The organism is Streptomyces sp. NPDC055140, from assembly GCF_053607285.1.
The window spans coordinates 93,532-105,627 of record NZ_JBSGTG010000011.1; the positions used below are offsets into that span (position 1 = coordinate 93,532).

The 12,096-nt window shown below is 71.5% G+C and carries 9 protein-coding genes; 8 read left to right on the plus strand and 1 reads right to left on the minus strand.

The window, feature by feature from the left end; genetic code table 11:
* The first annotated feature begins 148 nt into the window (after nt 1-148).
* The 8 genes from ACWFR4_RS22010 (at nt 149) to ACWFR4_RS22045 (ending at nt 10,634) form a co-directional block, all read left to right on the plus strand.
* Complete coding sequence (locus tag ACWFR4_RS22010) at nt 149-2,404, plus strand: putative bifunctional diguanylate cyclase/phosphodiesterase (RefSeq protein WP_453468779.1); 2,256 nt, start codon at nt 149-151, stop codon at nt 2,402-2,404.
* A gap of 295 nt (nt 2,405-2,699) precedes the next feature.
* A complete protein-coding gene (gene gatC / locus ACWFR4_RS22015) occupies nt 2,700-2,996 on the plus strand; it encodes an Asp-tRNA(Asn)/Glu-tRNA(Gln) amidotransferase subunit GatC (RefSeq protein ID WP_016642027.1) in 297 nt (98 codons plus the stop codon).
* The gene (gene gatA / locus ACWFR4_RS22020) at nt 2,996-4,501 is read left to right on the plus strand and encodes an Asp-tRNA(Asn)/Glu-tRNA(Gln) amidotransferase subunit GatA (RefSeq protein ID WP_453468780.1); all 1,506 of its coding nucleotides are present in this window, start codon (nt 2,996-2,998) and stop codon (nt 4,499-4,501) included. Before gatC ends, gatA begins: the two co-directional genes overlap by 1 nt.
* A 5-nt stretch (nt 4,502-4,506) precedes the next feature.
* Nucleotides 4,507-4,740 (plus strand): hypothetical protein, encoded by a 234-nt coding sequence (locus tag ACWFR4_RS22025; protein WP_100598271.1) that lies wholly within the window; start codon nt 4,507-4,509, stop codon nt 4,738-4,740.
* A 16-nt stretch (nt 4,741-4,756) separates the two neighbouring features.
* Nucleotides 4,757-6,268, plus strand: a complete 1,512-nt coding sequence (gatB, locus tag ACWFR4_RS22030) for an Asp-tRNA(Asn)/Glu-tRNA(Gln) amidotransferase subunit GatB (RefSeq protein WP_453468778.1) — start codon at nt 4,757-4,759, stop codon at nt 6,266-6,268.
* Between the two features lie 130 nt (nt 6,269-6,398).
* Nucleotides 6,399-7,652: an SLC13 family permease gene (locus ACWFR4_RS22035; protein ID WP_453654098.1), complete on the plus strand. Its 1,254-nt coding sequence runs from the start codon at nt 6,399-6,401 to the stop codon at nt 7,650-7,652.
* A 182-nt stretch (nt 7,653-7,834) separates the two neighbouring features.
* Entirely contained in the window at nt 7,835-10,108 is a 2,274-nt protein-coding gene (locus ACWFR4_RS22040; protein ID WP_453654100.1) for an MMPL family transporter, read from the plus strand.
* Nucleotides 10,086-10,634 carry a GNAT family N-acetyltransferase gene (locus ACWFR4_RS22045; protein ID WP_453463862.1) on the plus strand — a complete coding sequence of 183 codons (549 nt, stop codon included), beginning with the start codon at nt 10,086-10,088 and terminating at the stop codon, nt 10,632-10,634. The genes ACWFR4_RS22040 and ACWFR4_RS22045 overlap by 23 nt, the downstream gene beginning before the upstream one ends.
* A 101-nt stretch (nt 10,635-10,735) precedes the next feature.
* On the opposite strand, the gene ACWFR4_RS22050 is transcribed toward ACWFR4_RS22045, so the two are convergent.
* Nucleotides 10,736-11,944, minus strand: a complete 1,209-nt coding sequence (locus tag ACWFR4_RS22050; RefSeq protein ID WP_453654102.1) for a DUF6777 domain-containing protein — start codon at nt 11,942-11,944, stop codon at nt 10,736-10,738.
* Nucleotides 11,945-12,096 lie beyond the last annotated feature (152 nt).

Here is a 12,096-nt window from a genome sequence, read left to right on the forward strand (position 1 = left end):
AGGCGCATCGGCCGGATCCGCGGCGCCCGCACCCGGCTGGCCCGCGTCCGGTTCGAACGGCGGAGCCGGGATCGGCGCCTACGGCGTCCCCGGATCCGGTGCGGCGGCGCCCGGTTGGCCCGCCCCGGGTTCGAACGGCGGGGCGGGCATCGGTGCCATCGGCGGTACCGGCTCCGGAGCGGCGGTGAGCGGCGGGACCGGCTGGACCGGGGCCGCCGCTGACGGTGGTTCCGGGTGGACGGGCACCGAAGCGGGGGACGCGGGCGGCTGGCCGCGTGCGTACGGCACCTTCGGCGGGGCGTTCGGCGAGGCCTTCGGTGAGGAGGGGGACGGCCGGGAGCGCTCTTGGCTGGGCGCGCTGCCCATGCTGCCCCTATCGATCGTCGCCCTCGCCTCCGCCGTCCTCGGCACCGGCTTCTACCGTGCCTTCACCGGCAGCCACGCGCTCTTCCCGTCCGGCGCCGCCGGCTGGTCCCTGGCCGTACTGACCGGCATCATCGTCGGCCACCTCGTCGCGCTCGGCCGCGACCGCTGGTGGGGCGGCACCGGCTCGGGCGCGGCCTTGACGCTCGCGGTCCTGCTGCTCTACGGCTGGGTGCCCGCCGGCATGGTCAGCCTCACCGTCGTCGTCCTCGTCGGCATCGCCCGACGGCACCGCTGGCGCCAGGGCGTCCTGCACGGCGCGGTCGACATCATCGGCATCGGCACGGCCGGCCTCGTGCTCGCCGTGTTCGGCCAGGTTCCGTCCGTGGAGTCCCCGTGGCAGCCGGAGACCTGGACGGTCCTCAACGTCCCCGAGGTGGCGCTCGTCGCGGCCGCCTACCTCACGGTCACCCGCAGCCTGCTCTGGTACGCCCACGCGCCGCGCACTTCCGGCCTGCCCACCGTCGCCCGCACGGCCCTCGTCCGGCAGGGCCTCGTCGGCGTCGCGCTGCTCGGCATCGCCCCGCTGATCTGCGTGGTCGCGATCGCGCTGCCCGTGCTGCTGCCGCTGTTCGCCGTCCCGCTCATCGCGCTCGACTCGACGCTGTGGATCGCCCGGGCCCGCGCCGAGGAGCAGCTGCGCGACCCGCTCACCGGGCTGCCCAACCGGCAGTGGCTCCTGGAGCGGACCTGGACCGCGCTCGACGACGCCGAGCGGATCGGCGCGCGCAGCGCCCTCATGCTGATCGACATGGACCGCTTCCGGTCGGTCAACGACACCCTCGGCCACCTCGCGGGGGACCGGCTCCTGCTCCAGATAGCCGACCGGCTCCGGATGGCCCTGCCTCGCGGGGCGGAGGCCGCACGCCTCGGCGGCGACGAGTTCGCCGTACTCCTGCCCGTGGCCGACTCCACGACCTCCGCCACCCGAGTGGCGCGCACCCTGGTCGCCGCCCTCGGCTCCCCGCTGGACCTGGACGGACTCACCCTGGTCCTGGAGGCCAGCGCCGGGCTCGCCGTCTTCCCCGACCACGCGCTCGACGCCGAAGGGCTCCTGCGCCGCGCGGACGTCGCCATGTACCAGGCGAAGCGCGACCGTACGGGCGTGGAGGTCTACGAGTCGAAGCGGGACTCCAACACCCCCGACCGCCTCGGCCTGCTCGGCGATCTGCGCCGCGCGCTCGACGCGGGCGACGTGGAGCTGCACTACCAGCCGAAGGTCCGCTTCGACGGACAGGTCGCCGGTCTCGAGGCGCTGGTGCGCTGGGTGCACCCCGAACGGGGGAAGGTCCCGCCGGACGAGTTCATCGCCATCGCCGAGTCGTCCGGACTCATGCCCCATCTGACCGAGTACGTCCTGGAGACGGCGCTCGCGCAGGTTGCCCGCTGGCGGGCACAGGGCCTGCGCGTGCCGGTCGCGGTGAACGTGTCGCCGAGGGACGTGCACACCCCGGGATTCGCCGGCGCGGTCGCCGCGCGGCTCGCCCGGCACGGCGTCCCCCCGGGCGCCCTCCAACTGGAGATAACCGAGCACGTCCTGCTGGAGGACCCCCAGCGCGCCGCCGACACCCTCGCCGGGCTCACCGGGCACGGCGTGAAGATGTCCCTCGACGACTTCGGCACCGGCTACTCCTCCCTCGTCCACCTGCGCCGTCTCCCGGTCAGCGAGCTGAAGATCGACCGCTCGTTCGTGGCCCGCCTGGCCGTGGACAACGAGGACGCGGAGATCGTCCGCTGCACCGTCGACCTGGCGCACTCGCTCGGCCTGCTCGTCGTCGCCGAGGGCGTCGAGGACGACGAGACCTGGGAGCGCCTGCGCGACCTCGGGTGCGACGCCGTCCAGGGCTGGCTGGTCGCCGCCGCGATGCCGCCGGACGAGACGACGGCGTGGCTGCGGGCACGCGGCTCCCGCGGATGGCAGCGGCCCTCCGTCCTCGCCGCCGAGGCCGAGGACCAGTCGTCGGGACAGACGGTCAACTGAGCCGTACAGGGGTGACCTGAGGCGCCAGGACCTCCGAACGGGAAACCGTTTAGGGGGCACGGCACCGCGCCCCATAGGATTGGGGCCAGTCGTCCCATTCCCGTCTGTCGTGCGACGCCCGGCACGCACGCTCGCCGCGTTGCCGAAGCGTCCACGTGGCTCCGCCACGAGGACGCTCCGGCGCCTTGCGATCGCACGCACCGGACGACGCACGACCCGCCCTTCGGGCGGACGACGGGAATGGGACGACCGACCCCGGCCCGAACCACACTCACTCACCCCAGAGGATCGCTGCATGCCTGGCATCACGCGCGAGGAGGTCGCACACCTCGCACGGCTGGCGCGTCTGGAGCTGAAGGACGAAGAGCTCGACCACTTCGCCGGACAGCTCGACGACATCATCGGCGCGGTCGCCCGCGTCTCGGAGGTCGCCGACCAAGACGTACCGCCGACCTCCCACCCGCTCCCGCTGACGAACGTCATGCGGGCGGACGAGGTTCGTCCGTCGCTCACCCCCGAGCAGGCGCTCTCCGGCGCCCCGGCCCAGGAGCAGCAGCGTTTCAAGGTGCCGCAGATCCTGGGGGAGGACTAATCACCATGACGGACAGCAACATCATCAAGCTCACCGCCGCCGAGATCGCCTCGAAGATCGCCGCCGGCGAGCTCACGGCCGTCGAGGTCACCGAGGCCCACCTGGCCCGGATCGAGGCCGTCGACGAGAAGGTGCACGCCTTCCTGCACGTCGACCGTGAGGGCGCGCTCGCGCAGGCCCGCGCCGTCGACGCCAAGCGCGCCGCGGGCGAGAAGCTCGGCCCGCTGGCCGGCGTACCGCTCGCGCTGAAGGACATCTTCACCACCGAGGGCATCCCGACCACGGTCGGTTCGAAGATCCTCGAAGGCTGGATCCCGCCGTACGACGCCACCCTGACGCGCAAGCTCAAGGAGGCCGACGTCGTCATCCTCGGCAAGACCAACATGGACGAGTTCGCCATGGGGTCCTCCACCGAGAACAGCGCGTACGGCCCGACCGGCAACCCGTGGGACCTCACCCGCATCCCCGGCGGCTCCGGCGGCGGTTCCTCCGCGGCCCTCGCCGCCTACGAGGCCCCGCTCGCCATCGGCACGGACACCGGCGGTTCGATCCGCCAGCCCGCGGCCGTCACCGGCACCGTCGGCGTCAAGCCGACCTACGGCGGCGTCTCGCGCTACGGCATGGTGGCGTTCTCCAGCTCCCTCGACCAGGGCGGCCCCTGCGCCCGTACGGTCCTGGACGCGGCGCTCCTGCACGAGGTCATCGCCGGCCACGACCCGCTCGACTCGACGTCCATCGACGCGCCGGTCCCGCCGGTCGTCGAGGCGGCGCGCAACGGCTCGGTCCAGGGCATGCGCGTCGGCGTCGTCAAGCAGTTCTCCGGCGAGGGCTACCAGGCCGGCGTCGTCCAGCGCTTCAACGAGTCGGTCGAGCTGCTCAAGTCGCTCGGCGCCGAGATCGTCGAGCTGGACTGCCCGACCTTCGACCTGGCCCTGTCGGCGTACTACCTGATCGCGCCGTCCGAGTGCTCGTCCAACCTGGCCCGCTTCGACGCCATGCGCTACGGCCTGCGGGTCGGCGACGACGGCACGAAGTCCGCCGAGGACGTCACCGCCCTCACCCGTGAGGCCGGCTTCGGCGACGAGGTCAAGCGCCGCGTCATCCTCGGCACGTACGCGCTCAGCTCCGGCTACTACGACGCGTACTACGGCAGCGCCCAGAAGGTCCGCACCCTGATCACCCAGGAGTTCGAGCGGGCCTTCGAGCAGGTCGACGTGATCGTCTCGCCGACGACGCCCACCACCGCCTTCCCGATCGGCGAGCGCGCCGACGACCCGATGGCGATGTACCTGGCCGACGTGTGCACGATCCCGACCAACATGGCGGGCAACGCCGCCATGTCCCTGCCGTGCGGCCTCGCGCCGGAGGACGGCCTTCCGGTCGGGCTGCAGATCATCGCCCCCGCCATGAAGGACGACCGCCTGTACAAGGTCGGCGCTGCCGTCGAGGCCGCCTTCGTGGAAAAGTGGGGGCACCCGCTGCTCGAGGAGGCTCCGTCGCTGTGAGTGCCATGGCAAAGAAGGCCAAGAACTTCAAGAAGTCCAAGACCGGCGCATACGTGTCGATCGCGACCACTGCATTCGGCGCGATCAGTGTCGCGAAGCAGGCGAAGCTGGCCCGCAACGATCACGACACCCTGCGGCTCATCGACGCCGCGGTGTCCGCCGCCGCCATCGTTACCGGCCTGGCGATCCTCTACCGGGAGCTGAAGCGCCTGGGCGACGACGACGTCCTGCTGGGCTGAGAGGGAAAGTCTCACCGTGACCGTCACTGAACTGATGTCGTACGACGCGGCACTCGCGACGTACGACCCCGTCATGGGCCTCGAGGTCCATGTCGAGCTGGGTACGAAGACCAAGATGTTCTGCGGGTGCTCCACCGAGCTGGGCGCCGAGCCCAACTCGCAGACCTGCCCCACCTGTCTCGGTCTGCCCGGCTCACTCCCGGTCGTCAACGCGATCGGCATCGAGTCGGCCATCAAGATCGGCCTCGCGCTCAACTGCGAGATCGCCGACTGGTGCCGCTTCGCCCGGAAGAACTACTTCTATCCGGACATGCCGAAGAACTTCCAGACCTCCCAGTACGACGAGCCCATCGCCTTCAACGGCTACCTCGACGTACAGCTGGAGGACGGCGAGATCTTCCGCGTGGAGATCGAGCGCGCCCACATGGAGGAGGACACCGGCAAGTCGCTGCACGTCGGTGGCGCGACGGGCCGTATCCACGGCGCCTCGCACTCCCTGCTCGACTACAACCGCGCCGGCATCCCCCTCATCGAGATCGTCACCAAGCCGATCGAGGGCGCCGGGGAGCGTGCGCCGGAGGTGGCGAAGGCGTACGTCGCCGAGCTGCGTGAGGTCATCAAGGCGCTCGACGTCTCCGAGGCCCGCATGGACAAGGGCCAGATGCGCTGCGACGTGAACCTGTCGCTGCGCACCGGCCCCGAGGCGCCCTTCGGCACCCGCTCGGAGACGAAGAACGTCAACTCGCTGCGTTCCGTCGAGCGCGCCGCCCGTTACGAGATCCAGCGCCACGCCGCTGTGCTGTCGTCCGGCGGCACGATCGTGCAGGAGACCCGTCACTTCCACGAGGAGGACGGCTCCACCACGGCGGGCCGCATCAAGGACAACGCCGAGGACTACCGCTACTTCCCCGAGCCGGACCTGGTGCCGGTGGCGCCCGCCCGCGCCTGGGTGGAGGAGCTGCGCTCGGAGCTGCCCGAGATGCCGCGCGTGCGCCGTAACCGGCTGCGCGAGGAGTGGGGCGTCTCCGAGCACGACATGCAGTCGATCCTCAACGCGGGCGCGGTCGACCCGATCGTCGCCACGATCGAGGCCGGCGCGGACTCCGTCTCCGCCCGCAAGTGGTGGATGGGCGAGCTCGCCCGTAACGCCAACGAGTCGGGCACCGCCCTCGACGAGCTGCCCATCACCCCGGCCCAGGTGGCCCGGGTGGCGGCGCTCGTCTCCGCCGGTGACCTCAACGACAAGCTGGCGCGCCAGGTCATCGAGGGTGTCCTCGCGGGCGAGGGCGACCCGGACACGGTCGTCGAGAAGCGCGGCCTGAAGGTCGTCTCGGACGAGGGCGCGCTCGGCGCGGCCGTCGACGAGGCCATCGCGGGCAACGCCGGGATCGCCGACAAGATCCGTGGCGGCAAGGTCGCCGCCGTCGGCGCGCTCGTGGGTGCCGTCATGAAGGCGACCCGGGGCCAGGCCGACGCGGCGCGCGTCAAGGAGCTGATCCTGGAGAAGCTGGGCGTCTCCGAGGGCTGAGGTTCTGTGTCCTCAACCGCCGGACGGGCTCGGAGATCCAGCCCGTCCGGCGGTTTGAGGACCGGGGTCCCGGGCAGAGCCCCTGGACTTCGGAGGGGGGCAGGGGGAGTACGAATCCTGGAGTCGCACGTTGAGCACCATCCCCGCCGAACTCCTCTCCGTCACTCTCCTCCTGCTCATCCTCGGCTTCGCCGTGGTCCGTCCCCGGCAGCTGCCGGAGGCCGTCGTCGCCGTACCCGCCGCGGTGATCGTCGTGGCCGTCGGCGCCGTGTCGCCCGCGCACGCGTGGGCCGAGACGCGGGACCTGCTCCCGGTCGTCGGATTCCTCGCCGCCGTCCTGGTGCTTGCTCAGCTCTGCGCCGACGAAGGCCTGTTCAAGGCCGCGGGCGACGCCATCGCGCGGGCCTGCAAGGGCAGTCCGCGCCGCATGCTCGGCGGGGTCTTCGCCGCGGCCGCCGTGATCACGGCCGTACTGAGCCTGGACGCCACGGTCGTGCTGCTCACGCCGGTCGTCCTCGCCACCGCCCGCCGGATCGGCGCGAGGCCGCGCCCGCACGTCTACGCGAGCGCCCACCTCGCCAACTCCGCCTCGCTGCTCCTGCCGGTCTCGAACCTCACCAATCTGCTCGCCTTCACCGCGAGCGGACTCACCTTCGCGCGGTTCGCGGGGCTCATGACCCTGCCGTGGCTGGGCGCGATCGCCGTCGAGTACGCGGTGTTCCGGCGGTACTTCGCCGACGACCTGGCGGCGCCCGCGCACGAGCCGGACGCCGAGGAGCCGCCCGGCTTGCCGGTGTTCACCCTCACCGTCCTCGCCCTGACGCTCGTGGGCTTCGTGGTCACCTCGTTCGCCGGGATCGACCCGTTGTGGGCGGCGATCGTCGGCACGGCCGTCCTGGCGGTGCGGGCCCTCGGGCAGCGGCGCACGACCCCGCTCGCGCTGGTGAAGTCGGCGCACCCGTACTTCTGCCTCTTCGTCCTCGCGCTCGGGATCGTGGTCAAGGCGGTCGTCGACAACGGGCTCGGGGACGGCATCGACCGGCTGCTGCCCGAGGGCTCGTCGCTGCCCGCGCTGCTCGCCGTCGCCGGGGTGGCGGCCCTGCTCGCCAACCTGATCAACAACCTTCCGGCCGTTCTCGCGCTGCTCCCCGTGGCGGGGCCCGCGGGTCCGGGTCCGGTCCTCGCCGTCCTCATCGGCGTCAACCTCGGCCCCAACCTCACGTATGTAGGCTCGCTGGCCACGCTCCTGTGGCGCCGCATCGTCCACGCCCACGACGTGTATCCCGAGCTCGGTGACTTCACACGGCTCGGCGTGCTCACGGTCCCCGCGACGCTGGTCGTGTCAACGGTGGCGCTCTGGGCGGGACTTCAGATCCTCGGCTGACGGGTCACAGAAGGCGAGCAGCGTCATCGGACCGGAAGGCGACCGTGAACTCCGTGCACTCTTGTGACTAAGGCCACGAAAGCGACAAAGGATCACTTCTTGCTGTAAGAGTGGCTTGCCATTGCTCATGTGTCTTTGCGGGCTGTTCCCGGTGAAGATCCACAAACCCTGGGAGCACGTCCGTGGCAGCACTCGCACGATGGTGTGCACGGCACCGCCTCGTAGTCGTCCTGCTGTGGCTTCTCGCCCTCGGCGGCACGAGCGCGGCAGCGGCCGTCGCGGGCTCCTCCTACTCGAACGACTACGAGGCACCGGGCACCGAGTCGGGGCGCGCCACCCAGCTCCTCAACGACGGATTCCCCGGCCTCGGCGGCGACAGCGACACCGTCGTCTGGCACACGGACGGCAGCATGGTCCGCGCCGCCGACGTGAAAGAGCGCATGACCCGCACGCTCGACAGGATCGAGCACCTTCCCGGCATCGCCGCGGTCACCGGCCCGTACGAGCAACAGAGCACCGGCCAGATAAGCGCCGACGGCCGCACCGCCTACGCCACGGTCACCTTCGACAAGCAGTCCGGCGACATCGCCGAAGCGGACGCGCAACGTCTCGTCGACACCGCCAAGGCCGCCGAGCGCAACGCCCCCGACGGGCTGCGGGTCGAACTCGGCGGCAGCGCCGTCGCCCTGACCGAGTCTGCCCAGGGACATGTCGCCGAGATCGTCGGCGTCGTGGTCGCCGCCGTCGTCCTGCTGCTCGCCTTCGGCTCTCTCGCGGCCAGCGCCCTGCCGATCGCCACGGCCCTGGTCAGCGTGGGCACCGCAGCCTCCGGCATCGTGCTCCTCGGCCATGTGATGACCGTCGCCGACTTCGCCCCGATGCTCGGCATGCTCGTCGGCCTCGGCGTCGGCATCGACTACGCGCTGTTCATCGTGACCCGGCACCGGCGTGGCCTGAAACAGGGCCTGCCCGTGAACGAGGCGGCAGAGCGCGCCGTCGCCACCACCGGACGCGCGGTCGTCTTCGCCGGCGCCACCGTCTGTATCGCGCTCCTCGGCATGCTGATCCTGCGCCTCAGCTTCCTCAACGGCGTCGCGATCGCCGCCTCCCTGACCGTGCTCCTCACCGTCGCCGCGTCCGTCACGCTGCTGCCCGCGCTCCTTTCGTTCATCGGCATGCGTGCGCTCAGCAGGCGGCAGCGGCGCAGACTCGCCGCGCACGGGCCCGAGCCCGAGCTGCCGACCGGGCTCGCCGCCCGCTGGGCCGCCTTCGTGGAGCGCCATCCCCGGCTCCTCGCCGGCCTCGCCCTCGGCGTGATCTCGGTGCTCTCGGTACCCACGCTCTTCCTGCACCTGGGCACGTCCGACCAGGGCAACAACGCGTCGTCGTCCACGACCAGGCAGGCGTACGACCTTCTGGCCGACGGATTCGGGCCCGGCGTGAACGGGCCGCTGACCCTCGTCACGCCCATAGACGGCGCCGGCGACCAGGTGGCCGTGAGCCGTCTGGAGTCCATGATCGGCTCGGCTGAGGGCGTCTCCTCCGTGACCCCGGCGACGTACAACGACAGCGGCACCGCCGCCTTCCTGACCGTCGTGCCGAAGTCCGCGCCCCAGTCCCAGAAGACCAGCGAGCTCGTCGACCGGCTGCGCACCGACGTCATCCCCGCGGCCGAGAAGGGCACCTCCCTCGATGTGCAGCTCGGCGGCGTCACAGCCAGCTACGACGACTTCGCCGACGTCATCATCGGCAAACTGCCGCTCTTCGTGGGCGTCGTCATCGGACTCGGCTGCGTCCTGCTGCTCCTCGCCTTCCGCTCGATCGGCATCCCCCTCAAGGCCGCCGCGATGAACGTCGCGGCCGTCGCCTCCGCCTTCGGCGTCGTCGTCGCGATCTTCCAGTGGGGCTGGGGCAGCGAGATGCTCGGCCTCGGCAGAGCGGGCCCGATCGAGCCCTTCCTCCCCGTGATCATGGTGTCGGTCCTGTTCGGGCTCTCGATGGACTACCAGGTGTTCCTGGTCAGCCGTATGTACGAGGAGTGGCTGGAGACCCGCGACAACCGTCGGGCCGTCCGGGTCGGGCTCGCCGAGACCAGCCGCGTCATCAACTCCGCGGCCGTGATCATGATTTCGGTCTTCCTGGCCTTCGTCCTCAGCGGCGACCGCGTCATCGCGATGTTCGGCATCGCCCTGGCCGCCGCCGTCGCCCTCGACGCGTTCGTCCTGCGCACGCTCCTGGTGCCCGCCCTAATGCACATGCTCGGTGGCGCCAACTGGTGGCTTCCCAAGTGGCTCGACCGCCGGCTGCCCCGCATCAGCATCGAGCCGTCCGAGTGCCGCGAGCCGCATGCGACTATTCCTGGACAGCACCCGGCCGCGGACGGCGCCCTGCTGGACACACTGGTGAAGGCAGAAGCCGAGGAGCGGAAGCGCGATGTACACGATCTCCCTGGGTGACGACGGCGCGGAACTGCGGCCCCTTGAGACGTGGCACGCCGAGCAGTTCCTCGCCCATCTGGAGCGCGGCCGCGAGTTCATCGGGCAGCACATCTCGTTCGGCTCGAACATCAAGGACGTCGCCTCGGCCCGTGACCTGCTCAGGTCCTACGCCGACAAACGCGCCGCCGACAGCGGAAGCCTGCACGGGATCTGGCTGGACGGGACGCTCGTCGGCGGCCTGCTCTTCCGGATCTTCGACGCGGACGGCGGCAACTGCGAGATCGGCTGCTGGCTCGAGCCCGCCGTGGCCGGACGCGGCCTCGTCACGCGCGGCGCGCGCGTCCTCATCGACTGGGCGGTCCTCGAACGCGGCATCCACCGCGTGGAGTGGGTCGCCTCCTCCGAGAACGGGCCCAGCCTGAACGTGGCGCGGCGGCTCGGCATGAAGCGGGAGGGCGTCCTGCGCGAGGCAAGCACGCACAAGGGCGTCAAGCAGGATCTTGAGGTGTGGTCGGTGCTCGCGCCGGAGTGGCGCGCGCGTTGATCCGCCGGGCCGTTCCGGTTGCCCGTGACCTCGTAGGCCGGGGCCAGGGTCTTTCGTTCGGGGCATGCCGGGCTCACGGGGCCCGATCCAAACGAAAGGCCCTAGCTCGCCGGTTGTGAGGCGGGTGACTCGGGGGCGGGGGACTCTGCGCTCGACGGCGGGGCCGACGACGCTCCGGGTGCCTCGGACGACGGCGGCTGCGACGACTCGGATGACTGGGACGAGGACGACTGTGACGTCTCGGACGACGAGGCTGTCGAGGCGTTGGAGGGGGAGACCCCGGGCGGGGTTCGCGGCGTGGTCTTCTGGTCGCTGCCGCCCACGGTCCCCGCGGTTCGGGTGAACCAGCCCCCGGTCTCCGGGTCGTACATCACGAACTTGTTCACCGGCTGCGGCGCCGGCGACACGACCACCACGTTCGACGACTTGTACCCCGACCAGGCCTTGCCCTGACGCCTCACCGACCCCTGCACAGGCACCGGCGCGAGCAGTGGATTCCCGCACGAGCACCGCACGCGCGGCTCCCCGCGGTCGTTCACGAGCACGGCCGTGCCGGACTGCAGCACGGACTGGAAAGTCGTCGCCGCGCCGTCGCGGAAGCCGTGGTTCGTGACCCGGGTGTCGAGGCGGAGCTGGACCGGCGTCAGCGACCGCAGATAGGCGGGGACGCGGGACGGGTCGAGACCGAGGACCGAGGCGAACGCCTTGTTCTTGTCCGGCTCCGCGCCCAGCGTGCGGATCTGCTTCTCCACGTCGCAGCTGGAGACGTTGCGGGTGCCGCCGTACAGACCGGGGGCGGAGCCCTCGACGCCCCGGACGATGTTCGCGTTCTCCGACGGGCCGGTCCCCGAGGCGTTCGGCAGCGCGGTCGGCGTCGTCGCGGTGGCGCCCTTCCGGGTGCTCGACTCGGTGTACGGGTCGGGGCCGGACGAATCGGCGCTCTGGAGGAAGAGCTCGTCGCCGGCCGCGGTTCCGCCGCCACCGCCGGATCTGGTGAGGACGACGGTGAGGACCACTGCGGCGACGATCAGGACGCCGAGTGCCACGAGCTTCTTGGGCGTGAACCGCCACCAGGGGCGATCGGGGTGCGGGCCGCCCGGGGGGGTGTCGCCCGGGGGTGGCGTGCCGCCGGGGCCGCCGCCCGTACTGCCGGAGCCTGAACCGGCGCCCGAGCCGGAGCCTTCGCCGGGCGGTGGTTCTGAGGGGTGCCCGGGCGGCGGTGGGGGTACGGACGCGGGCTGGGTCGGGCCCGAGAGTGGGCCGGATGGGGGGCCGGTGGGGCGGCCGGGCTCCGTCGGTCGGTCACTCACGGGCGCTTCTTCTCACCGTAGGAGGCATGGGGCGGGACGGGGGAGGACCCGCCTCGTGGTCCGGCGGCAGTCCCCTATACCCCGTTACCTCCACATTGTGTGCTCCGTACTCGTACGGCCCGCAAGCCGAACTCGTACGGTCCGTGACGCGA